Annotated in this window: 22 protein-coding genes, 1 other RNA gene and 1 pseudogene; 15 read left to right on the top strand and 9 right to left on the bottom strand. The window is 62.0% G+C overall.

Annotated features, from left to right (window positions below; all coding sequences use genetic code 11):
* Window positions 1-61 precede the first annotated feature (61 nt).
* The 5 genes from GXH28_RS07275 to GXH28_RS07255 form a co-directional block, all read right to left on the bottom strand.
* Complete coding sequence (locus GXH28_RS07275; protein ID WP_240550257.1) at window positions 62-430, bottom strand: Rieske (2Fe-2S) protein; 369 nt, start codon at window positions 428-430, stop codon at window positions 62-64.
* A 78-nt stretch (window positions 431-508) separates the two neighbouring features.
* Window positions 509-1,963 (bottom strand): O-antigen ligase family protein, encoded by a 1,455-nt coding sequence (locus GXH28_RS07270; protein ID WP_169238352.1) that lies wholly within the window; start codon window positions 1,961-1,963, stop codon window positions 509-511.
* Between the two features lie 38 nt (window positions 1,964-2,001).
* Window positions 2,002-2,934, bottom strand: coding sequence for a hypothetical protein (locus GXH28_RS07265; RefSeq protein WP_169238351.1), 933 nt, complete (start codon window positions 2,932-2,934; stop codon window positions 2,002-2,004).
* Between the two features lie 11 nt (window positions 2,935-2,945).
* Entirely contained in the window at window positions 2,946-3,413 is a 468-nt protein-coding gene (locus GXH28_RS07260) for a MaoC/PaaZ C-terminal domain-containing protein (protein WP_169238350.1), read from the bottom strand.
* A gap of 55 nt (window positions 3,414-3,468) precedes the next feature.
* Complete coding sequence (locus GXH28_RS07255) at window positions 3,469-4,281, bottom strand: methyltransferase domain-containing protein (RefSeq protein WP_169238349.1); 813 nt, start codon at window positions 4,279-4,281, stop codon at window positions 3,469-3,471.
* A gap of 56 nt (window positions 4,282-4,337) precedes the next feature.
* Between GXH28_RS07255 and GXH28_RS07250 the strand changes: the two genes are divergently transcribed.
* Window positions 4,338-5,354 carry a zinc-binding alcohol dehydrogenase family protein gene (locus tag GXH28_RS07250; RefSeq protein WP_169238348.1) on the top strand — a complete coding sequence of 339 codons (1,017 nt, stop codon included), beginning with the start codon at window positions 4,338-4,340 and terminating at the stop codon, window positions 5,352-5,354.
* A gap of 205 nt (window positions 5,355-5,559) precedes the next feature.
* Window positions 5,560-7,332 carry an aspartate--tRNA ligase gene (aspS, locus tag GXH28_RS07245; protein WP_169238347.1) on the top strand — a complete coding sequence of 591 codons (1,773 nt, stop codon included), beginning with the start codon at window positions 5,560-5,562 and terminating at the stop codon, window positions 7,330-7,332.
* Between the two features lie 70 nt (window positions 7,333-7,402).
* Here aspS and GXH28_RS07240 read toward each other — a convergent pair whose 3' ends face one another.
* Window positions 7,403-8,425, bottom strand: a complete 1,023-nt coding sequence (locus tag GXH28_RS07240; RefSeq protein WP_169238346.1) for an NAD(P)/FAD-dependent oxidoreductase — start codon at window positions 8,423-8,425, stop codon at window positions 7,403-7,405.
* Window positions 8,426-8,510: 85 nt separating this feature from the next.
* Here GXH28_RS07240 and rnpB point away from each other — a divergent pair.
* The 7 genes from rnpB to GXH28_RS07205 all read left to right on the top strand — a co-directional run bounded on the left by rnpB (window position 8,511) and on the right by GXH28_RS07205 (window position 15,929).
* An RNA gene (rnpB, locus tag GXH28_RS07235) (RNase P RNA component class A) lies at window positions 8,511-8,857 on the top strand.
* Window positions 8,858-8,869: 12 nt separating this feature from the next.
* A complete protein-coding gene (gene deoC / locus GXH28_RS07230) occupies window positions 8,870-9,829 on the top strand; it encodes a deoxyribose-phosphate aldolase (RefSeq protein WP_169238345.1) in 960 nt (319 codons plus the stop codon).
* Between the two features lie 610 nt (window positions 9,830-10,439).
* On the top strand, window positions 10,440-11,741 hold the full coding sequence (locus GXH28_RS07225; RefSeq protein ID WP_169238344.1) for a branched-chain amino acid ABC transporter substrate-binding protein: 1,302 nt from the start codon (window positions 10,440-10,442) through the stop codon (window positions 11,739-11,741).
* 156 nt (window positions 11,742-11,897) lie between these two features.
* Window positions 11,898-13,076 (top strand): branched-chain amino acid ABC transporter permease, encoded by a 1,179-nt coding sequence (locus GXH28_RS07220; protein ID WP_206156752.1) that lies wholly within the window; start codon window positions 11,898-11,900, stop codon window positions 13,074-13,076.
* Window positions 13,077-13,079: 3 nt separating this feature from the next.
* Window positions 13,080-14,396, top strand: a complete 1,317-nt coding sequence (locus tag GXH28_RS07215) for a branched-chain amino acid ABC transporter permease (protein ID WP_169238343.1) — start codon at window positions 13,080-13,082, stop codon at window positions 14,394-14,396.
* A 9-nt stretch (window positions 14,397-14,405) separates the two neighbouring features.
* Entirely contained in the window at window positions 14,406-15,182 is a 777-nt protein-coding gene (locus GXH28_RS07210) for an ABC transporter ATP-binding protein (RefSeq protein WP_169238342.1), read from the top strand.
* A 27-nt stretch (window positions 15,183-15,209) separates the two neighbouring features.
* Window positions 15,210-15,929 (top strand): ABC transporter ATP-binding protein, encoded by a 720-nt coding sequence (locus GXH28_RS07205; RefSeq protein WP_169238341.1) that lies wholly within the window; start codon window positions 15,210-15,212, stop codon window positions 15,927-15,929.
* Window positions 15,930-15,956: 27 nt separating this feature from the next.
* Here the strand turns inward: GXH28_RS07205 and GXH28_RS16285 are convergent, their stop codons facing one another.
* The 3 genes and pseudogenes from GXH28_RS16285 to GXH28_RS16955 form a co-directional block, all read right to left on the bottom strand.
* Window positions 15,957-16,019 (bottom strand): hypothetical protein, encoded by a 63-nt coding sequence (locus GXH28_RS16285; RefSeq protein ID WP_240550263.1) that lies wholly within the window; start codon window positions 16,017-16,019, stop codon window positions 15,957-15,959.
* A gap of 5 nt (window positions 16,020-16,024) precedes the next feature.
* Window positions 16,025-16,195 (bottom strand): hypothetical protein, encoded by a 171-nt coding sequence (locus GXH28_RS07200; protein WP_240550256.1) that lies wholly within the window; start codon window positions 16,193-16,195, stop codon window positions 16,025-16,027.
* A gap of 31 nt (window positions 16,196-16,226) precedes the next feature.
* Window positions 16,227-16,385 (bottom strand): annotated as a pseudogene (locus tag GXH28_RS16955) (PLP-dependent transferase); the annotation flags it as partial.
* Window positions 16,386-16,700: 315 nt separating this feature from the next.
* On the opposite strand from GXH28_RS16955, the gene GXH28_RS07190 reads away from it, so the two are divergent.
* The 6 genes from GXH28_RS07190 (at window position 16,701) to GXH28_RS07165 (ending at window position 23,238) form a co-directional block, all read left to right on the top strand.
* Window positions 16,701-17,231 carry a DUF5666 domain-containing protein gene (locus GXH28_RS07190; protein ID WP_169238339.1) on the top strand — a complete coding sequence of 177 codons (531 nt, stop codon included), beginning with the start codon at window positions 16,701-16,703 and terminating at the stop codon, window positions 17,229-17,231.
* Between the two features lie 154 nt (window positions 17,232-17,385).
* The gene (locus tag GXH28_RS07185; protein ID WP_169238338.1) at window positions 17,386-18,126 is read left to right on the top strand and encodes a response regulator transcription factor; all 741 of its coding nucleotides are present in this window, start codon (window positions 17,386-17,388) and stop codon (window positions 18,124-18,126) included.
* Window positions 18,086-19,600: a sensor histidine kinase gene (locus GXH28_RS07180; protein WP_169238337.1), complete on the top strand. Its 1,515-nt coding sequence runs from the start codon at window positions 18,086-18,088 to the stop codon at window positions 19,598-19,600. The genes GXH28_RS07185 and GXH28_RS07180 overlap by 41 nt, the downstream gene beginning before the upstream one ends.
* 7 nt (window positions 19,601-19,607) lie before the next feature.
* Window positions 19,608-19,991: a S26 family signal peptidase gene (locus tag GXH28_RS07175; RefSeq protein ID WP_169238336.1), complete on the top strand. Its 384-nt coding sequence runs from the start codon at window positions 19,608-19,610 to the stop codon at window positions 19,989-19,991.
* A 149-nt stretch (window positions 19,992-20,140) separates the two neighbouring features.
* Window positions 20,141-21,874 carry an alpha-amylase family glycosyl hydrolase gene (locus GXH28_RS07170; RefSeq protein WP_169238335.1) on the top strand — a complete coding sequence of 578 codons (1,734 nt, stop codon included), beginning with the start codon at window positions 20,141-20,143 and terminating at the stop codon, window positions 21,872-21,874.
* Window positions 21,875-21,906: 32 nt separating this feature from the next.
* The gene (locus tag GXH28_RS07165) at window positions 21,907-23,238 is read left to right on the top strand and encodes a glycosyltransferase family 4 protein (protein ID WP_169238334.1); all 1,332 of its coding nucleotides are present in this window, start codon (window positions 21,907-21,909) and stop codon (window positions 23,236-23,238) included.
* Window positions 23,239-23,320 lie beyond the last annotated feature (82 nt).

Raw genomic sequence — 23,320 nt, 5'->3', positions numbered from 1 at the left:
GACCCGCAAGACAAAGCGCGAGTGGGCGGGCAAAGACAGCGCCGTCGCCCACCCACGGGTTTTATAAATCAACGAATAGCTTGCCGCCCTCTTCGGTCACTGGAAAACTCTGAATCGGCGTTGGCTCTTTGCCCAGCGCAATGATCTTGCGCGACCACGCCGGCAGCTTTACGCCGGCCACGCCTTGCACCCAGTCCAGGTTCTTGCCTGTGCACAGGTCAAAGCGCGAGTTGTGGAACGGGCAGGTGATGACGCCGTTCTCCACCTTGCCGCCGGCTATTGGCAAGCCCAAGTGCGGGCACTTGTTGATGACGGCACAGTATCCACTCCCGACGCGCGCCACAACGATGCTCTTCCCTTCTACGTCGAAAGTCTTGGCGCCATGTGCCGGCACGTCTGCAGCGCTCCCGATCATCACACGCTTACTCATGGTTCACCTCGCACATGCGTAGTTCAACGGCAAATGCAATTGTATGCCAGTTGCAGAGCGATCCGCCGATGCGCGCGGTCACGTCGTGCCGGTCTCGGCGACGGCGGCAAAGACAAAACCGAGATACGCGCCGATCAACAGGTGCGTGTTGGCGACATACAACTTATCGAATAAGTGATGCACGGCCAGGTGCGTCCAGGCGCCGAGGATGCCGGCGCAGAGCGCGGATGAGAATGCGGAGAGGCTCCCTCGCCGTGCCGCCTGCCAAGTAACAGCGATGATCGTCGTCCAGAGCGCCAGGTAAGCGAGCAAGCCCACAGCGCCTGTCTCGGCGAAGATGTTGAGGTAGTAATTGTGCGCATGACCGAGCGCATTCTCCCAAGGCAGCAAGCGGAACGCCGGATACGCTGCCGCGTAGTTGCCGAAGCCCACACCCAGCCACGGGCTGGCCTCGATCATGCGCAGCGCAGCTTGCCAATGCGCTAACCGCTCGACCGTCGAGAAGGTGATTGGCGTGACATGCGCATTACGCACATCGAGGCCAAACGCGCTGCTTGGGTCGCTGAAGTACTGCAGTGTCGCTTCGAGCGATGTCGGAAGGTGGATTACATCGAAGGCGAACGCCGCTAGGGCCAACGCGAACGCCTCGCTCGCCCAGCGCCATGGTCGTTGCACCCATGCCAGGAACAATGCCGCACCGGCTGCTGCTGCGCCGACCAGCGCCCCACGTGAGCCGCTGGCGATGAGGGCGCGGACGCACAGCGCGGCAACGAATGCCGAAACTGTCAGGAGCAGGATGAGCCGACGCGCGCGGCCGGCGTGCATAGAACATCTCAGGACATCAGCGCGCCACCTCGACCAAACCTGAGCCGTCGCCCACAACGCCAGCGTGGCTGCGACCGGCCATGTCAGCCCCATGAACCCGCCAAATGGATTCGGCTGCTCGAATGTGCCGTAAGCGCGATAGGCATCCGTGCCACGAAGGCGAAACTCCGGCGGACCGAACCCGCGCACATCAGCCTGAATCAACCCAAAAGCGGCTTGACCGGCCGCAGCGATGAGAATCGCGCCGAGGACGATCCAGCGTTTGCGCGGATCTTGCTCGCCGGCCACGAGCAGTGCTACGGCGGCGATCTGCAGCCATTTGATGCACTCTGTGGCCCAGTCGCGGAAATCGCGCGCCGGGAAGAATGAGAGCAGGCAGACCGCGAGAAAAGCAGCGAACGCAACAGCAATCGCCGGTTGAGGCCGGATGACCGGGAAGCGGCGCGTGACAAGCCAGCGAAAGCTGTAGGCGATGAGCGTCAGAATCAGCACGAGCTGACCGCTGTCGAGCGGCAACTGCAACGTCACGCGCTCCAGCGGTTGAAACGGCCCGAAGACCAACGCCAGGGCGAGACCGAGGGTTGGTTCGGCGAAGATGGCTGCCACGGCCAATATGGCGGCAATGGCCGCGGCAAGGAGGAGGAGGTGGCGCTGCGGCAACAGCGCGACGACGCAACCGGCCAAGCAGGCAGTTGCGATTTGCAGCAAAGTCCTAAGCCCCGGCCGATTACGCCGAGCCAGTGTGTTCATCCGAACAGCTCGGCGAGCTCACCCTTCCACTCGATCAGGTGGATGTCCTGGACCGATTCGGCTTCGCGTTTGACCTGTGGGGTAATCCACCGACCGCCCAGGGCAGGATGAGCTCTCACGCCGGTCTTCGCCAGATACGCCGCACGTCTCATGGCGCGCTTCAAATCCGATTCGCCAACGCCCCAGGACACCTCGACGATCAGATAGACCGGCTGGCCATCGGTCTTCAAACGACCGGTGACAACTGCATCGGCGAGCGACAGATCGCGGAACTGTTCGTCGGTGAGTAAGCCATCTTCGAGCGCCGGCTCGACCAAGTCAACCAACTCTTCGTCGGTTAGAACATGTGGACGGTGCAAGATTTTGCCATACCAGGCCAGCGGGCGAGTGCGGAACGATTGCTCGATGGCGAAGCCTTGCAGTGTGCCTAGGTCTTCGCTCATCTGCCGCTGGGATATGACCAGCTCAGCGACTACCCCTTCCGTGCGCTTCTGCGCCTCCACCAGCTCGGCGATCGTCTTGTCCGTGCGCTTCTGCGCCTCCACCAGCTCGGCGATTTGTTGATCCACACGGTCAAGACGCGCCTCTGCACGCTTCTGCGCCTCCACCAGCTCGGCGATTTGTTGATCCACACGGTCAAGACGCGCCTCTGCACGCTTCTGCGCCTCCACCAGCTCGGCGATTTGTTGATCCACACGGTCAAGACGGGCCTCTGCACGCTTCTGCGCCTCCACCAGCTCGGCGATCGTCTTGTCCGTGCGCTTCTGCGCCTCCACCAGCTCGGCGATGCGATCGCCCAGCTCCCTAACGATCCGCGGCAGGTCTAATAACTCATCGGTCAGCACGAGGCGTCGCAGTTCCTGCCGCCATTGAGGGTGTTGCTCAAGCAGCTCGACAAGATCGTGAAAGTCGCTGACCGTGAATGCCATGTTGCAGAATTTTACGCTGCTTTTGGTTTACCCTTCACAAGCAGTGTCCATGTGCCGCGCTGCACCACGCTGCCATCTTGCTTTTTCACACTGACCTTAAAAGTCACCTTGCCGTTGCCCAGTCGTGGGAAGGCTTTGACTTCGGCGACTTCGGCTTCCAGGTGGATCGTATCGCCGATGAAGATGGGCGCAGTGAACTCCCACTCGATGCCGCGAAAGACTTCCACTGTGCCGAGCAGGAAACCCATTTGGAAGGCCAATCCGCTGGCGATGCTCAGGCCAAGCAAGCCGTGCGCGATGCGCCGGCCGAACAGATGGCCCTGGGAGAAGGTTTCGCTGGTGTGAATTTCATTGTAGTCGCCGCTCAAGCCGGCGAACATGACGATGTCGGCCTCGGTGATGGTGCGGCTGGGCGATGTGGCTTTGTCGCCAACGACGAAGTCCTCGAAGTACAAACCTTGCGGTGTAGTGAGCGCCATGAGGCTGATTGTATAAGGGCGAGGCGGTCGGGGCCGACGCGTGCGCTGCTGTGCGCTACTTGGTCAGCACAACGATCATGCGCCCGGAATCGTTATCCAGCGGCGGCGGCGGGATCAGCATATCGCCATACCAATGCACGGCCGAGAACGCCTCCGCGAGATCAATCAGCGCCTGTAGTTCCTGCGTCTGATACCAGCGATGGGGCTGCCGGTGTTCGACGACGCGTTCTGGCCGGCCGGCCTCGCGTATCGTCAGCCGAGCGGTCACCAGCCATTGTTGGGTGATCCAGTCATACGGATCATCGGCCGCGCCGAACAGCACGTCTACTTCGGTGTAAGGCTCATCGGCGAAGTAGGGCACATCGGTGGAGCGAGACAGCCACGTGTTGGGCAGGCTATCGCGCCAGATCGTGGATGGATGCGCCATCTCAATCACGAAGACGCCGCCGCGCAGCAGACTGCGCGATACCGATTTGAGATGCGAGACGACCTGCGCGTTCGTCACTAGATGCGATAGACTTTCCATGAGGTTCGCGGCTAACGCCACCGGCGGATCGAGCGTGAAATCGGCCATGTCGGCGGCCACGGTCTCCAGAACGACGCCATCGCGCTTCGCGCCCTCGCGCGCGTAATCGAGCATATCGGGTGAAAGATCAAGCGCCACCGCGCGCCAACCGCGCCTGGCAAATTCGCGCGCATGACGCGCCGGGCCGCAGGCCAGTTCGAGGAAAGCGGGAGCAACACCCTCGGCGACGCAGCCATGCGTCCGCAGACACCATTCGAGGAAGTTGCACTCATCCACAAAGTCCCGATCGCTGAAAGCGATGTCGTAGGCGCGCGCGTTGGCGTAGAACTCCGGCGATGTCACGGGGTCGAATTCTATGCCCCTCTACAATTCAATCAAGAGGCAGCCCGTCAGAATCCATGAAAGTCATCACGCTCGAAGCGCCGGGGCAATTCGCCCTTGGGGCAGCGCCCTCGCCTGGTGCGCCTGGCCCCGGTGAAGCCCTGGTGCGCGTGCATCGCGTCGGCATCTGTGGCACCGATGTGCATGCTTACCGCGGTCGGATGCCCTACCTTGCCTACCCACGCATCCTCGGCCACGAACTCGGCGTCGAAGTGATCGCCGTGGGCGACGGCGTAACGAACGTGCGAGCCGGCGACCGCTGCGCTGTTGAACCTTATCTGAACTGCGGGCGCTGCATCGCCTGCCGCGCCGGCAAGACGAACTGCTGCGCCAGCTTGCAAGTATTGGGGGTGCATACCGACGGCGGCATGCGCGACCAGATCATCGTGCCGGCGCACAAGCTGCATCCGGCGAACGACTTGAGCTACGAACAACTTGCCCTGGTCGAAACCCTGGGCATCGGGGCGCATGCCGTGGCGCGCGGCCACGTGCAACCCGACGAATGGACGCTGATCATCGGCGCCGGGCCAATCGGCCTGACGATCATCCAGTTTGCCCAACTCATCACGTCCAGGATGATCGTGATAGACGTGAATCCGCTGCGGCTGGACTTCGTGAGCGCGCATTTCATGGTCACCCATGCGCTGCGCGCCGATGACGAGCCACTATCGAAGATCGAAGCGATCACCCATGGCGATCTGCCCACGGTCGTCTTTGACGCAACGGGCAATCTGGAGAGTATGGTCGGCGCCTTTCGCTACGTCGCACATGGCGGCCGGCTGATCTTCGCCGGGCTGGTCAACGCCGACATCACCTTCAGCGACCCCTTCTTCCATCGCCGCGAGATCACGCTGCTGGCCACGCGCAACAGCACCGCACGCGACTTTCAGCGCATCCTCAGGCTCATCCGCGAGGGCCGGGTGGACACACGGCATTGGGTGACGCATCGCGCGCCAGCCGAGGCCATGATCGGGATATTTGAGAGCTGGTTGAGACCGGAGAACGGCGTGATCAAGGCGATGGTGGAATTCTGAGGTATAGTTGCGACAGTATGCGAAGGACGCTGCGCACCCATAACGACGATGATAACGATGCCTTCTCCCAAGCAGGCGTCGCCTGAGTCGTTGCGCGCAGAACGGAGCTTGAGACTGAGGGTCGCCTGATATGGGCGGCCTTTTTTGTCAGTTCGTGGCGTGCGACGCCAGCAACATCTGTAACCTTCATCCGAGGTTGGCAATCATGTTAAAGACGAAGACCTGTGGTGAATTACGCAAAGAGCATGTGGGGCAACATGTCACGCTCGCCGGATGGGTGCATCGCCGGCGCGATCACGGCGGGGTGATCTTCATTGACCTGCGCGACCGCTTCGGTCTGACGCAGATCGTCATCAATCCCGTGCACGTGAGCAGCCCGGAAATCTTCAAGCTGGCCGAGTCGCTGCGCAACGAATATGTGATTCAGGTTGAGGGCCAGGTCACCCTGCGGCCAGCGGGCATGGCGAACCCCAAAATGTCAACCGGCGAGGTTGAGGTGATGGTCTCGCAGTTGGTGCTGCTTAACCCGGCCAAGACGCCGCCGTTCGTCATTGACGACGAGGGCCGCGACGTGGACGAGAACCTGCGCCTCAAATATCGCTATCTGGATCTGCGGCGCGAACGCATGGCGCGCAACCTGACGATCCGCCATACGTTCGTCAAGTTCATCCGGGACTATCTGGACGCACGCGGTTTCATCGAAGTCGAGACGCCGATCCTGTTCAAGACCACGCCGGAAGGCGCGCGCGACTACCTGGTGCCCAGCCGCGTGCATCCCGGCTGCTTCTATGCGCTGCCGCAAAGCCCACAGCAATTGAAGCAGTTGCTCATGGTCGCTGGCGTCGAGCGCTACTTCCAGATCGCCCGCTGCTTCCGCGACGAGGACCAACGCGCCGACCGGCAACCCGAATTTACCCAGCTTGACCTGGAGATGAGCTTCGTGGATCGCGAGGACGTGCTCAACCTGGTCGAAGGGCTGCTGACCGAATTCACCGAGCGCTATGCGCACCTACACGGCAAGCGGCTGCTGTTTAAGCCCTTCCTGCGTCTGTCCTACGAAGCGGTCATGGAACGCTTTGGGCGCGACAAGCCCGACCTACGCTTTGGCATGGAGCTGTTCGACGCGACCGACATCACGCGCGGTTCGGAGTTTCTGCCATTTCGTGCGGCGCACGTCAAGGGTCTCTGCGCGCCCGGCTGCGCCAGCTACACGCGCAAGCAGACCGACGAGTTGACCGAGTTCGCCAAGAATAACGGCGCCAAGGGCCTTGTCGTGCTGTGGCACGACCCGGATGGCATCCGCAACAGCGGCGCCGGCGCTAAGCTCAGCCAGGCCGAGAAAGACGCCATCATCGCACGAGCCGGCTCGAAGCCCGGCGACCTGATCCTGTTGGTCGCCGACGACAGCCGCAAAGCAGTCAACGAAGCGCTGGGCGAGCTGCGCCACGAGCTGGGCATGCGGCTCAAACTGGCCGACGAGAGCGTGATGGCTTATTTGTGGGTGGTGGACTACCCGCTGTTCGAGTGGAACGAAGCGGAGCAGCGCTGGGACCCATCGCACCACATGTTTACCGCGCCCCAAGATGAACATCTCGCCTTGCTGGAATCCGATCCAGGCCAGGTGCGCAGCAAACAATATGACTTGGTGTGCAACGGCTATGAGGTTGGCGGCGGCAGCATCCGAATCCACCGCCGCGAGGTGCAGGAGACCGTGATGCGGCTCATCGGCCTGGAGATGGAAGAGGCGCGGCGCAAATTCGGGCACATCCTCGAGGCGTTTGAATACGGCGCCCCGCCGCACGGCGGCATCGCGCCCGGCGTTGATCGGCTGACCATGCTGTATTGCAGCGAGCCGAACATCCGTGAGGTGATGGCGTTCCCCAAGAACCAGCAGGCCATGGATGTGATGGCCGGCGCGCCGTCGCCGGTATATGAGCAGCAACTGAAGGAACTGCACATCCGCCTGGCGCTCCCGTAAGTCCCGAAGCGTCAAAGAGCGACAGCGCAGCCATAGCGGGCTGCGCTGTCGCGTTGTGACCAGCGTTCGCCTAAAGCTTCTTCTCTGAGCTGTGGCCCGGGAAGGCTTTGGCGCCGGGATGCAGATACTGGTAGGCAAAGTTCACCGCGCGCGTCGCCTGGGCAAAGCCCTCGACGATGAGGTTGAGCGGCTCTTCGCCGGGCAACGCGGCGATGTCGCCGGCGGCATAGACGCCAGGGATGTTGGTCTCCTGTTTGGTATTGACACGGATGTAGCGCGTGCCTTCCATCTCCAATCCCCAGTTTTTGATCGGGCCGAGGTCAACGCTATACCCCAGCGTGAGGATCACAGCATCCACCGGCAGCGTCATTTCCTCCTTAGTGCGGTTGTCGAAGATGACCGCATACTCCACCTTGCCGTTGCCGCCGACCGTCTTGAGTTCGTAGAACAGTTTGACCTCCACCGAGGAATTCAACAACTCAGTCACCGATGCGCCATGGGCGCGGAACTGATCGCGCCGGTGAATCAGCGTAACATGCTTGGCGTAGTCTTTGAGGTTGAGCGCCCAGTCCACCGCTGAATCCCCGCCGCCCACGATCAAGATGCGCTTGCCGCGGAAGGCGGCCTTCTCCTTCACGGTGTAATACAGGCCATGCCCTTCGTAAGGGACCAGTTCCGGATTGGGCAGCTTCTTGGGCTGAAAGGCGCCCACACCCCCGCAAATCACCACGACGCGGGTGTAATGCTCGCCTTTGTGCGTCACGAGCTTGAACGTGCCGTCCGGCTGCCGCTCTAATTGCTCTACCCGCTCGCCCAGCACGATAGTCGGCTTGAACATTTTCGCCTGCTCAGCCAGGTGCTTGACCAAATCCATCGCCAGGATTTTGGGATAGCCCGGGGTGTCGTAGATGAACTTTTCGGGGTATAGCGCCGTCAACTGCCCGCCGAGGTCATCGAGGGCGTCAATCACTTTCACCTTCATCTCGCGCAGACCGGCATAGAAGGCGCCGAACAAGCCCGATGGGCCGGCGCCGATGATCGTCACATCATATAGGTCGCGCGTGCCATTACTACCATTCGTGTTCACAGTCATAGCATCGCTCTCCTAAAAACCGTGCCGATTGTAACATCGGCACCGGCTGTTCCCCTCACAATTTGCTGCGATAATTGATAGAGTTCGAGCCTGCTGGGCGGTCGCGTCCCGCAAGGCGGGATGAGGAAAGTCCGGACTCCACAGGGCACGGTGCTGGCTAACGGCCAGGCGGGGTGACCCGACGGAAAGTGCAACAGAAAACATACCGCCCGCAAGGGTAAGGGTGAAATGGTGCGGTAAGAGCGCACCGGCGTCGCAGCGATGCGACGGCCTGGCAAACCCCACCGGGAGCAACGCCAAGACGCGCAGATGAGGCGGCCCGCTGATGCGCAGGTAGGCGGCTGGAGGCGCGCAGTAATGCGCGTCCTAGAGGGATGATCGCCTCGGGCCTTGGGGCCTAGACAGAATCCGGCTTATAGGCAGGCTCGAGCAGCCTACAGACGCATGAAAACACACGATGGCCGTAACCCTGGCATCCCGCTCGACTTAAGCTGGGTGGAAGCTGCGCGCGTGAACCGCAGCGCTGTAGAGCGCCGGAGCGCAACATTGCCGGCGCGACGTTCGGTCAAGCAAGCCTGGCAGGCCGCCTGGCTGCTCCGCGCCATTACACTCATGGACTTGACGACGCTTCAGGGGGATGACACGCCCGGCAACGTGCAGCGCCTGTGCGCTAAGGCGCGCCGGCCCGTGCGCAGCGACCTGCTCGTGGCGCTCGGCGCGCGCGAGTTGCCGATCTGCGTGGCCGCTGTGTGCGTCTATCACGAGATGGTGCCCGTCGCCGTGAAAGCGCTCGCCGGCTCCAACATCCCCGTTGCGGCCGTCTCCACTGGCTTCCCCGCCGGCATGACTCCGCTCGACCTGCGCGTGAAAGAAATCGAATACGCCATCGAGATGGGCGCTCAAGAGATAGACATCGTGATCTCCAGGCGGCACGTGCTCACCGGAAACTGGGCCGCGCTCTACGACGAAGTCCGCGCCTTCCGAGCGGCATGCGGCCATGCCCCCATGAAGACGATCCTGGAGGCCGGCGAACTGGCCACGCTGCGTCAGGTGTATCAGGCCAGCCTGGTGTGCATGATGGCCGGTGCCGACTTTATCAAGACCTCGACCGGGAAGGCAGCGGTCAACGCAACGCTGCCGATTGGCCTGGTGATGTGCCGAGCGATTCGCGACTACGCCGCGCGCACAGACTACCCCGTGGGGTTCAAGCCGGCCGGCGGCATTCGCACCGCCAAGCAAGCGCTTGACTGGATGATCCTCATTAAGGAGGAGTTGGGCGATGAATGGCTGCGGCCGAGCCTCTTTCGTTTCGGCGCCAGTGCGCTGTTGGCCGACATCGAACGGCAGCTCGAACATCACGTCACCGGCGCCTATTCGGCGTCGTTCAGACACCCCATGGTCTAAACGTGGTCAATATTGCGCGCAGGGGTCAGGTTCTCGTCTGATGAAGCGCTCGTAAGTGGCCCAGGTCGAACTCGGTTTCTACATCGTCCTCGGTCATAAAAGACTGCAACGTGCTGGTAGGGCGACATCGTGCCTTCAGCATGCGGCCGATAGCAGCCGCCGTCACCCCTTTGCCCACCGAGCTGACGCCGCCTGTGCAAAAAAAAGAATTTGGGTAGGCTGCTCTCCTCGAATAGTTCCTGAACCGACTGATTTGACTTTTCTGCCGCTCGTCTCTCGCGCATAGCCGCAGGATGGAAAGCACAATAGGGAGCACGTCCTTGCTCCCTAAAACCGATCGTAGGCTTAGGTTACATGGCGCGCACAAAAGGCGCTGACCAAGAGATTTTGCGGCGCGTCGCATTATGGCGCCGACAGATGAACCGATTTGCAAAAACCTCTCGCACTTGACAAAGGATACCACCTTGAGTAGATTATTGTCCGCGTTGCTCGGCCAGCCCACATTGGGCGCTCATAAGGCTACTCACGCGTAACCATGTCAACCTCGTTCGCCCTTGTGTTCTGGATTAGTTAGAGTCAACCAAATCTTTCAAAGGAGTGAGAAAGAGCCATGAGATATCAATCCGGTAAATGGTTGCTTACCACGTTCTTGATCGGTGCGCTCGCTGCATGCGCACCGGCCGCACCGGCCGCTCCCACGGCTGCGCCGGCCGCTCCTACAGCCGCGCCAGAACCCACGGCCGCGCCTACAGCCGCGCCGGCTGAACCCACGGCGACGATGGCCCCCGCCGCGCCGGCCATGAGCGGCAAGATCAAGATCGCTACGCAAAGCCCACTCTCCGGCCCACAGGCTGCGCTCGGCACCGGCATCCGCAACGGCGCCGATCTCGGCCTGCAGGATATGGGCAAGATGCTGACCGACATGGGCTTTGAAGTCGAGCTGGCGCCGTTCGACGACCAGGCCAAGCCGGAAGTCGGCGCTGCGAACGCTAAGAACATCGCCTCCGACCCCGATATTCTCTGCATCGTCGGTCACCTGAACTCCGGTGTCGCGCTGGCTTCGCTGCCGACCTACAAGGACAACAGCCTCGCGATGGTCTCGCCGGCCAACACCAACCCGAAGATCACGGAGAGCGGATATCAAAACGCCTTCCGTGTGGTGGGTCGCGATGACGTTCAGGGCGCCGTGGGTGAGGAGTTCGCTCGCACCGAGATGCAAATCAAGAGCGTCTACATCATCCACGACAAGACCGACTACGGCCAGGGCGTCGCCGAGTTCTTCCGCCAGCAAGCCGAGAAGAACGGCATCCAGGTCTTGGGCTTCGAGGGCACGGAGGAGAAGTCGAACTTCGAGTCCATCCTGACGCCGATTCAGGCCGCCAACCCGGATCTGATCTACTTCGGCGGCATCTATGACCAAGCCGGCCCGTTGTTCCGCCAGGCACGCGACCGCGGCATCACGGCCAAGTTCCTCGGTCCCGACGGCTTGGACTCGCCCGAGCTGCTGAAGCTGGCCGGCGACGCGGTGAAGGGCATGTACTACACGTCGGTGGCCGCACCCGTCAGCCAGTTCCCCGATGCCGCCAAGTTCGCCGAAGACTACAAGGCCAAGTTCAACGAGGATGCGCCGCCGTTCTCCGCGCAAGCCTATGACGCGATGGGCATCTGCATCCGCGCGATCGCGCAGGCGGCCGAGAAAGCCGGCGGCAAGCCCTCCCGCGAGCAGGTCGTCCAGGCCATTCGCGATGCGGGCGAATACAAGGGCATCACCGGTGCCTACACCTTCAACGCCAAGGGCGATCCCGTCACCTCCACCTACTTCGTATTGCAGGTGAGCGATAAAGACGGCGAACCCGGCGAGGTGTGGAATGCAAACGCCGTGGTCAAGAAGTTGGACATCCCGGCGCCGTAAAGCCCATCCGATCACCGCTGCCGCATGAAACGGGCGGGGGAGTTTCTACCCACCCCCGCCCGTTTTGTATTAGACTGTGCGGCCAAGCAGCGCAGACGCGCCTGCGCGGTCGAAGATCGAAAGAGCTGAAACCAAAGCTGATCAGTCTACCTCCCTATGGCGATTGCAGCAGATGCTCTTCCCGCCCCTGCCAGCCGCCGCACGCTGCGCATGACCCTGGCCGGCGTGTTCGGACCGCTGGGACAAGTGTTCATCTTCGTCGTCGGCAGCGCCATCGTGCTCAGTGTGATTACGGTGCTGGTCGCCTTTCTGTTGCGCGGCACGCGCACCAACGTAGACCTCGTCCAGGCGACGCTCACCATCCTGCCGCAGGTGATCGTTGACGGATTGGTGCGCGGTTTCCTGTTTGCCACGATCGCGCTTGGCTACACCATGGTGTACGGCGTGCTGGAATTCATCAACTTCGCGCACGGCGAAATCTTCATGGTCGGCGCGTTCTCCGGCGCCGCGCTAGGCACAGTATTCGCCGCATCGGGAATACTGAATGCCCTCCCGCCTTTGTTGTTCGTCCTGATCGCGGTGATCGTGGGCATGGTGATCAGCGGCACGCTGGCCGTCACGATCGAACGCATCGCCTATCGTCCACTGCGCAACGCGCCTCGCCTGGTGCCGCTGATCTCAGCCATCGGCGTTTCGTTGTTGCTGCAAGATGGCATGCGCCTGATCGCGAACGTGACCGGCCTGGGCTTCAACGCACGCTTCCCGACGCCGAACTTCGGCCCACCGTTGCAACTGGCGCAGATCCCCGCGGCCGATGGGCGCACCATCCCGCTCATCCTCGACGTGCGCGCGCTGATCTTCATCGTTGCCGCCACGCTGATGTTGATCGGGTTGAACTATCTGGTAAACGCCACCAAGCTGGGCACGGCCATCCGCGCTGTGGCGCAAGACCGCCCGACGGCCAGCCTGATGGGGATCAACGTCAACCAGATCATCGCGCTCACCTTCCTGATCGGCGGCGCGCTGGGTGGCGCGGCCGGCGTGCTCTTCGGCATCCGCGTGGGCACGGTCAACCCCTACATCGGCTTTCTCCCCGGCCTGAAAGCGTTTACCGCGGCGGTGCTGGGCGGCATCGGCAACATTCCGGGCGCGATGGTCGGCGGGATCGTCTTGGGTTTCCTGGAGGCGTTCGTGGCCTCTTATCTGTCGCTGCTCACCGGCGGCGCATTCTCCGGCGCCAGTTACGCCGACATCGTGGCGTTCGCCATCTTGATCCTGATTTTGATCTTCCGCCCATCCGGCCTGCTGGGCGAAGCCGTCGCGCAAAAGGTGTAACCCATGGGCACGACTTCCCTGCCGAACTCTCCGTTCGCTGCGCTGAATCGCGGGCTACTGGCTTACGTCGCACTCACGGCCTACATCGTCGTGACCAGCGCCCTGATGCTGATGAACACGCGCACCAGCCTCGGCACAGATGTGTTGTTCATCTTGTTCCTGTTGAGCTTCTTGTTGCTTTACCGCGCCAAGGTATCGAACGGCTATAAGCTGGCGCTCGGCGCGATCATGCTGATTGGCGTCGTGCCCTACTTCGGCACGATGAACGCCTACTACATCGAGTTGGCCATCCAGGCCGGCATCTTCGTCGCGTTGGCGCTCGGGCTGAACGTGGTGGTGGGCTTCGCCGGCTTGCTCGACCTCGGCTATGTGGCCTTCTTCGCCGTCGGCGCGTATCTCTGGGGCATTTTCAGCACGGATCAGATCGGACTGATCTCGCCGGGCGCCTCCCCGGTCTCGTCACAGTTGTTCTATCTGTTCATGGCGCTGGGGCTATTCTTGGGCGCGTTCTTCGGCGTCTTGCTCGGCCTGCCGGTGCTGCGCTTGCGCGGCGACTACCTGGCCATCGTCACGCTCGGCCTGGGCGAGGTGATCCGCGTGCTGGCGGTGAACCTGGATCGGCCGATCAACATCACCAACGGCTCGCAGGGCATCAAGTCCATCGCCCGGCCCCCGTTGCCCGACTTCTTGCGCGCGCTCTTCCCGGGGCTAAACGATCCCCAACTCTACCAACTCTTCATCTATGCGCTGGCGCTGCTGGTGGTGGGCCTGACCGTGCTGACCGTCTTCCGGCTGAAGAACTCGCGCATCGGCCGCGCCTGGGAGGCGATCCGCGAGGATGAGACGGCGGCCGTCGCCATGGGCATCCCGCTGGTGCGGATGAAGCTGATGGCTTTCGCCGTGGGCGCGTCGTTCGCCGGCGTGATGGGCGTGTTGTTCGCAGCCAAACAACAGTTCATCAATCCGCCGACCTTCGACCTGATTCGCTCCATCGGTATCTTGGCCATGGTGATCCTCGGCGGCATGGGCAGCATTCCCGGCGTGATCCTCGGCGGCGTGCTCGTTACGCTGCTCGACTTGCAGATCCTGCCACGCATCGCCACCGAGCTGAGCGCGCTCAAGCGGCAGGGGGTCGTCATCCCGGACTGGTTCGATCCGGCGCAATATCAGCGCGCGCTGTTCGGATTGCTGCTGATCATCATGATGATCTTCCGGCCGGAGGGCATCTTGCCCGACCAGCGCCGGCGTGAAGAAGCACACGCGACTGAGGAGCAGGAGGCATTGGTCGAAGTCGAAACCGGCGAAGCCAAACCGGCATAGAGGACAATCATGGCGCTACTCGAAGCACAAAACGTCACCAAGTCCTTTGGCGGTCTGACCGCGGTGAACAATGTGTCGCTCACCGTCGAACGCGGCAGCATCGTCAGCGTGATCGGCCCCAACGGCGCCGGCAAGACCACGTTCTTCAACGTACTGACAGGCATCTACAAGCCCGATCACGGTAGCATCATCTTCGACGGCGCATCCATTGCCGGCCAGCGCCCCGACCAGATCACCCGGCAGGGCATCGCCCGCACCTTCCAGAACATCCGGCTGTTCAACAACATGACCGCCATCGAAAATGTGCTGGTGGGGATGCACGCGCGCTTAAGCGCCAAGATGTGGCAGATCATCTTCCAAAGCCCAAGCGTGCGCGCCGAGGAGCCGCGCGCCCGCGCCCGCGCTCGCGAGCTGCTGAAATTCGTCGGCCTGGAAGGCCGGTATGACGAGCTGGCCAAGAACCTGCCCTACGGCGACCAGCGCCGGTTGGAGATCGCGCGCGCGCTAGCCACCGAGCCGAAGCTGATCTTGTTGGACGAGCCGACCGCCGGCATGAATCCCCAAGAGACGCTCGAAGCGACGCGGCTGATCCAGCGCCTGCGCGACGAATTGGGGCTGACGGTGATCCTGATCGAGCACGATATGCGCGTGGTCATGACCATCTCCGAGCGCATCTCGGTGCTAGACTACGGCGAGAAGATCGCCGAGGGCAAGCCGGAGGAGATTCGCGCCAACGCACGCGTCGTGGAGGCTTATCTGGGACGCGGCGCGACGGCCGGCGATTAAAGGACACAGGAGTTCATCGAGCGCAGCATGACACTACTCGAGCTGAAAGACGTCCACACCTACTACGGCAATATCCACGCCCTCAAAGGCATCTCGCTATCGGTCGAGAAAGGCGAGATCGTCACGTTGATCGGGTCGAACGGCGCCGGAAAGAGCACCACGCTGCGGACGATCTCCGGACTGCTGACGCCGCGCCACGGCGAAATCTTGCTGGAGGGGCAGCGGATTGACCACCTGCCGGCGCACGAGATCGTCGCCCGCGGCGTGTTGCAATCCCCCGAAGGGCGGCGCATCTTTCCCCGGCTGACGGTGCGCGAGAACCTGGAGATGGGCGCCTATCAGCGTCGCGACGCCGACGGCGTCCGACAGGATATGGAGCGCGTGTTCACACTCTTCCCGCGCTTGCGCGAACGCATCAACCAGCGCGGCGGCACGCTCTCCGGCGGCGAGCAACAGATGCTCGCCATCGGCCGAGCGCTCATGGGCCGGCCGCGCGTGTTGTTATTGGATGAACCTTCAATGGGCTTGGCGCCGGTGCTCGTCGAGCAAATCTTCAACATCATCCAGGAGATCAACCAGCAGGGGACGACCATCCTGCTGGTGGAGCAGAACGCGCGCCTGGCGCTGGGCATCGCCCACCGCGGCTACGTGTTGGAAACCGGCCGGATCACGCTCACCGGCGAGGGTAGGTGCCTGCTCGACGATCCGCGGGTGAGAGCTGCCTACCTGGGCGAATCGGAACACTGACGTGAGCGACTACCGAAGGTCGCACCGCTATGCAAGCGCTTGCGCCAGATCGGCGATGATGTCATCGGCGCCCTCGCAGCCGACCGGCAGCCGGATCAGCCCGGGTGCGATGCCGGCTTGAGCATGCGCTCGTCGGTCTGCTGCGTCTCTACACCGCCCAGGCTAATGGCGAGGATACAGAGCTTCGTCCGCCCGATGACGCGATAGGCCGCATCGTAGCCGCCCTTTACCCCGCAGGCGATCATCCCGCCGAAGCCGCCGGGCATTTGCCGCTTCGCCAGCGCCCTGCGGACGCCACCTGAGGCCGGAGTGATACACCTTGCTCACCGCGGGGTGCACTTCGAGGAATCGCCCCACGGCCAGGGCATTGGCATTGTGCCGCGCCATGCGCAGCCCGTAGGTCAGCAGGCCGCGCCGCAAACGGCCGCATCCGCATTGCCAATGGTCAGGCCACATCATCCTGCCACGCAGTCCAGGACTCGCCGCCGTGCGCATCTTTACGCGCTATGAACAGCGCGTAATCCTCCAGCCGGCGTCTGCTCTGCAGAATTCCCCTTGGATGAAGCAGAATGCCGCTCGGCTTTCCTATAGCGCATTCCTCGCGATGACGTGCGATGTTATGGTAACCCAAACGCACGGTTCCGGCTGCCCTCTGCCTCTAGAGCTTTAACCAACTTTTTAAAACCTGTTTACGCCGGCCTCACCACTTCCTCCCCACCTTCCGTTATCTTCATTTGGCTTAACCAACATTACACTGATGGAGGATAACAGATGAATCGCTTTATCAAAGCATGTGTCGCCGGTATCGCGGCTTTCGCGCTAGCACTGATCGCCTTGCAACCGGCTTTCGCCAAGCCCAATGACGGCAACTTCAAGTTCTACGGCACCGTGCAGAGCCTGCCGGCCGGCCTATACGGCGCATGGGTAGTGGATGGCCGCACCGTCAACGTCGGCCCCGGCGCCGCGATCAAGCAGAAGTACGGCCCCATAGGGGTAGGGTCCTACGTAGGAGTGAAAGGCTGGTTACAGCCAGACGGCTCAGTGAACGCCACAAAGATTGACGGCAAGCGCGGCAACGGCGGCGGGCCTGGCTACTATGTGAAGTTCTACGGCGTAGTGCAGAATTTGCCTGCCGGCCTATACGGCGCATGGGTGGTAGATGGCCGCACCGTCAACGTCGGCCCCGGCACCATGATCAAGCAGAAGTACGGCCCCATCAGCGTCGGCTCCATCGTCGAAGTGAAGGGCTACCAGCAAGCCGACGGTTCGGTGAACGCCACAAAGATTGACGGCAAGCGATAAGCAATATTCCCAGCGAGATCACCCAGCAGAGTGGGTAGCCCGATCAGGCTACCCACTCTGCTTGCATGAGACACTCGATGAACATCGCAGCCTCCGATCGAGTGCGGCACAGGCCTGACGCTGTTGCATCGCGGCCAGATGTAGGATTCTGACCATGACACCCGAACATGGTGCATCCGAAAGATACACGCAACTGCGCTCGCCGCTGTTGCAGATCATCGAGGACGACCCCACGATTGCCGAGCCGCTTATGTTTGGCCTAGCGAAAGAAGGCTTTCAAGTCATGCACGCCAGTAATGGAGCAGAGGGGTTGGAGCAAATCGGCCAACAGCGCCCCGACCTGGTGTTGCTGGACATCATGCTGCCCGACATGGACGGCTATGAAATCTGCCGCAGGCTGCGCGCGCGCGACCCCGCCCTACCCATCATCATGTTGACGGCGCGCGGGCAAGAGATGGAACGCGTGATGGGCCTGGAGATCGGCGCCGACGATTACATCGTTAAACCGTTCAGCTTCCGCGAGCTGGTGGCGCGCATCCAGGTACAGCTTCGGCGCATCGGCAGGCAACCAACCGAGACGCCGTCGGTGCTCTCCATCGGCGACATCACCCTAGACATCCAGGCCCGCCAAGCATCACTGCGCGGACAACCGGTCAAACTCAGTCAGCGCGAATTCGACCTGTTGCTGGCGCTCATGCAACATGCCGGCCAGGCGCTCTCGCGCCAAGAACTACTGGACCGGGTGTGGGGTGAGACGTGGGTGGGCAATCCGCGCGTGCTCGATGTCTATATCCGCTGGTTGCGCGAAAAGTTCGAGGCTGATCCAGCCAACCCGTGCTATCTGGAGACCGTCTATGGCTACGGCTACCGCTTCAAGCGCCCAAGCGATCGCTAAACCCAGCAAGCGACGTTTGACGCTGCGCGCCCAACTCATCCTCACCCATTGGCTCATCGTGTTCTTTGGACTGGGCGGGTTGGTGATCTGGTCGGCGTATCGCAGTCAGGTTGAAATTATCGAAAGCACCGAGCATGACCTGGAGATACAGAACCACCTGCTGGCCATCGTGCTCCATGATCAAATCGAGGCGACGCTGAACGGCTATCTTTCGTCTGAAATGCTGCGCGAGGAGTTGGTTCTGCACCGCGAGAACCCAGAGACGCGGATCACCGTGCTGGACGATGAGCTATTCGTGCTGGCGAGCACCGATCCGAAAGTGCCGATCGGCAAAGAGGATCAGCACATCGAACTCGTAGCCGCTCGCAACCGCCGCGAGGAACATGACATTCGCTGGGACTCTATCAGCAACGCCGAACGCGTATTCACAGCAGCGCCGGTGCTGGACGCTAACAAAGAGTCGATTGCTTACATCCAACTTTCGGCGCCCATGCAACCCGTGCGCGAGCGGATCTATGCGTCTTGGAGCATGTTGGGCGGTGTGTGGCTGCTTATCACGTTGATCGCCGGCGGGATCGCCGTCATCACTGCCCGGCGCATGGCGCAGCCACTGACCGACTTGACTCGAGCAGCGCAGTCCATGGCGCACGGCGAATTGCACCAACAGGCTGCCATCAGCGGGCCGCAGGAAGTCGCCAAGCTCGTCGAGGTCTTCAACAGCATGTCCGAGCGACTGGAACGGATGATCAACCGGCAAAAGCAGTTCGTCGCCAACGCCGCCCACGAATTGCGCTCGCCGCTCGCCGCAATGCGCCTGCGGCTGGAGATGATGCAAGCGCAGCGCTTAACGCCGGACGAGACGCCGCAATTTCTGGATGCAGTGTTGCGCTCGCTTGATCAACTGCACCGCACGATTGATCAATTGTTGATGCTCTCTGCATTGGACGAGGGCAATCATCCGCCGCTGGCGCCGCTAGACCTTGCGCCCATGCTCTATGATTTGGCCGAACAGGTGCAACCCCTGGCGCACACGGCCAACGTCACGGTCGAGGTAGACGTGCCCCCGCACCTTCCGCCGGTGCTGGCCAACGCCGAGCAGATGCGCGTGATGGTGTGGAACTTATTGGACAACGCCTGTAAATACACGCCGGCCGGCCGACGCATTGGCGTGCGGGCCGAGGCCAAAGACGGCCAGGTGTGCGTGCAGGTGTGGGACAACGGCCCCAGCTTGCCGCCCGACGTGCAGGCACGCCTGTTCGAGCGCTTTCAACGCGGCGCACGCGATCGCCACCGGCGCGCCGGCAGCGGGTTGGGCTTGGCGCTGGTGCATGAACTGGCGCAGGTCAACCGCGTCCGAATCAACGTGGAAAGCCGGCCCGATCGCGGCACGACGTTCACCCTGTGCTGCGACGTTCATCGCACGGATGCGCCTCGGCCAGGTTCACCCCAGCCCACCAGCGCACCGCGAGGATAATCCATGATTGCGATGGGAAAAGCCCAGTTCCATCCTCTTTCTGCCGGCCCAGGTCCGGCGCAACCAAGCGCTGTGGCGCGACCTCCTCGAGTTGTTATTGATTGCAGCCGGCAGAGGGGTATGGCTCTATCACCGCTTCTTTGTTGCTGCGCCCAGCGCAACTAACCCGAGGCGCATCACCTTTCATCGCATGATCGGCCTACCCGGCGATGTGCTCGACTTCCGCGGAGCGCAGGTAACCATTAACGGCCGGCTGCTGGTCGAGCCTGACCTGCCTGAGGGGCGTGAGCGCATGAACCTTGAGGTCACGACCGTCGCCCAATGTCGCGTCGGCCCGGATCGCTCCTCGCCGACAACCGAGCGCTGGGCGAATTCACGCGCGCCCAGCTGATGGGCCGCACTTGGATCATCTATTGGCCGCCACAATCTGCCGCCGCTATAGCGCACGCCCAGCCCACCTGTAGTGAACCGTCGCACGCCACACCAAGCACGCCTACAGTGGATGCATCGTATGCGCGTGCGCGCCAGGACGCAATTCCGATGGCCCCACCCGACCGGACAACCGCGCTGAGTAAGATCAGCGCCCTGTGCCGCGCCATCTACGGCGATGTGCTTGGTGCAGCAGCATACGCGCGCCTCCAGCAGGTCATCGCTGCGCATCCCCCGCTGACGCCAAAACATTCTGCTGAACTCACACAGCGCGACGCCATGCTGATCACCTATGGGGATCAAGTGCGCGCGCCGGGCCAGCCTCCGCTTCAGACGCTGGCCGACTTTTGCGCGCGTCACCTCACTGGCGCGATCAGCACCATTCATCTCCTGCCGTTTTATCCCTACACCTCGGATGACGGATTCGCCGTGGTGGACTATCGCGCGGTCAATCCCGCGCTGGGGAGCTGGGCGGACATCGCGCGCCTGGGCGAGTCGTTCCGCTTGATGTTTGATGCCGTCATCAACCACGTCTCAGCGCAGAGCGCTTGGTTTCAGGGCTACCTGCGTGGTGAGGCCCAATACCAGGACTACTTCATCACCGTCACGGATCGCCCCGACTTGTCGAGCGTGGTGCGTCCACGCGCCTTGCCGCTATTAACCCCCTTTGATGCCCTGCACGGGCGGCGCACTGTGTGGACTACGTTCAGCGCTGACCAAATAGACCTAAACTACGCCAACCCGCATGTGTTGGCCGAAATGGTGGACGTGCTGTTGTTCTACGCCGCGCGCGGTGCAGATTTCATCCGCCTCGATGCTGTCGCCTATCTGTGGAAGGAGATCGGCACACCTTGCATCTACCTGCCGAACACCCACCGCGTGATACAAATTTTCCGCGCTGCGCTGGATGCTGTGGCACCACATGTCCGGCTTGTCACCGAGACCAACGTGCCGCACCACGACAACATCACCTATTTCGGCGACGGCTTCAATGAGGCGCAGCTCGTCTACAACTTTGCTCTGCCACCGTTAGTGCTGCACACCTTACAAACCGGAGATGCCCGCGCGCTGACGCAGTGGGCAAGCGCGTTGTCCTTGCCGTCCAAACACGTCACCTTCCTCAACTTCCTGGCCTCCCACGACGGCATTGGGCTGAACCCGGTGCGCGGCATCCTCAGCGGCCGTGAGATCCATGCCTTGGTGACGCGCACCCTGGACGTGGGCGGGTTGATCAGCGAAAGTCACACCCCCGACGGCGCCCACCGCCCCTACGAGATGAATGTGAATTACTTTGATGCGCTCAGCTTCGGGGCGCGCAGCGAGGCAGAGACGATGGACCGCTTTATTGCTGCCCATGCTATCCTGATGGCCATGCAAGGGATGCCGGCGCTTTACTTCCACAGCTTGTTTGGGTCACGCGGCTGGCCGGAAGGAGTACGGCAGCTCGGCCATCGCCGCGCCATCAACCGACAAAAGCTCGATCGTGCTGAATTGGAACACGCCCTGGCCGAGCCGACATCACGCCGCACGCGCCTCTTCACCCGCCTGACCCATCTGTTGCGCGCGCGCGCCGGCCACCCGGCCTTTCACCCCTGCGGGGAACAACGCATCGTCTCATGCGTGCCATCCGTATTCGCCCTGTTGCGCATCGCACCCGACGACCGGGCCCGGGCGCTATGTCTGGTCAATGTGTCGGCGGAAGATCAACTCGTTCAACTTCCGTGGCGGGCGCTGCTGGGCACCAACAACGCCGTGCGCGATCTCTTGAGCGGCGCACGGCTAAACGTGCACGGCCCATCCCTTGAGCTTGAACCGTATGAGGCGCGCTGGTTGTCTGTCCCTTGAAGCGCCTTGCCTATCCCACGCACAAAGCAGCCATGTCTTCCGCCCGCGCATATCGCATTGGCTTCATCTCCACACGTTTCGCCGGCACCGACGGCGTCTCGCTGGAAACGAGCAAGTGGGCCCACGTGCTGGAAGCGATGGGCCACACGTGTTACTACTTTGCCGGCCAATGCGATCGGCCCGCCGCGCGTAGCCACATCGTGCCTGAGGCGTTTTACCGCCACCCCATCATTGACGAGATCAACCACGTCGCGTTTCAAAGCGATTGGGCAAGCCAATCCAGGGAAGAGATCGGTCCGTTGTTCCAGGACCACTTCTCCATTTATACGCGCCCGCCCGCCCTGTCGCGGCGCATTCAGGAATTGAAGGAGTATTTCAAGCAACGGCTTTACCACTTTGTGCGGGACTTCGCGCTGGAGTTGCTCATCGTCGAGAATGCTCTCACCATCCCGCTGAATGTGCCGCTGGGCCTGGCGATCACCGAGCTGATCGCTGAGACCGGCTTCCCCACCATTGCCCACCATCACGACTTTGCCTGGGAACGCCAGCGCTTCATGGTGAACTGCGTGCAGGACTATATCGCAGCTGCCTTTCCGCCTCGCCTCCCCTCCATCCGTCATGTGGTGATCAACTCGATCCAAGCCGGCGAGCTGGCCCGGCGCGTGGGCGTGACCGCTCGCATTGTCCCCAACGTGATGGACTTTGACCATCCACCGGCCCCCACGGACGGCTACACCAGCACGCTGCGAGCCGATCTGGGCCTGTGCGACGCTGAATACTTTTTCTTACAACCCACCCGCGTAATCCAGCGCAAAGGCATCGAACATGCCATCGAGCTGACGCGACGGCTGGGTCTGCCGGCCAAGCTGGTGATCTCGCATGCCGCCGGCGACGAAGGCACGGAATACGAGCGACGCGTGCGAGAGTATGCCAATCTGCTAGGCGTATCCGTTTGCTTCGAGGCCGACATCATCGCCGAACATCGCGGCACCACCCCCGACGGCCGCAAAATCTACGCCTTGGCCGACCTGTACCCTCAGGCCGACTTGGTCACCTACCCATCCACCTTTGAGGGATTCGGAAACGCCTTCCTGGAAGCACTGTACTACCGCCGCCCCGTCGTCGTGAACAACTACTCCATCTACGAAGTGGACATCAAGCCGAAAGGGTTCAAGGTGATCGAATTCGACGGCTTCATCTCCGAAGCCACGCTGCATCAGGTGCGCCAGGTGCTGTTCGATGACGCGCTGGTCGAATCCTGGGCCGAGCACAACTACCGGCTAGGACAGCGCTACTTCTCATTCTCAGTGCTACGCCTGCGCTTGGCGGCGCTGTTGGCCGACTGCTTCGGCTATCAGTCCTGAGCAGCGAGTCACATGGCGCTACCGCGCATTGACGCACGCGCAGAGCGCTTCCCTTCGGCGCATGTAACCATGCTAACATTGC

The organism is Candidatus Roseilinea sp. NK_OTU-006 (assembly GCF_012931985.1).
Lineage (GTDB): Bacteria > Chloroflexota > Anaerolineae > J036 > Brachytrichaceae > JAAFGM01.
This window is presented reverse-complemented; position numbering and strand designations above follow the sequence as displayed.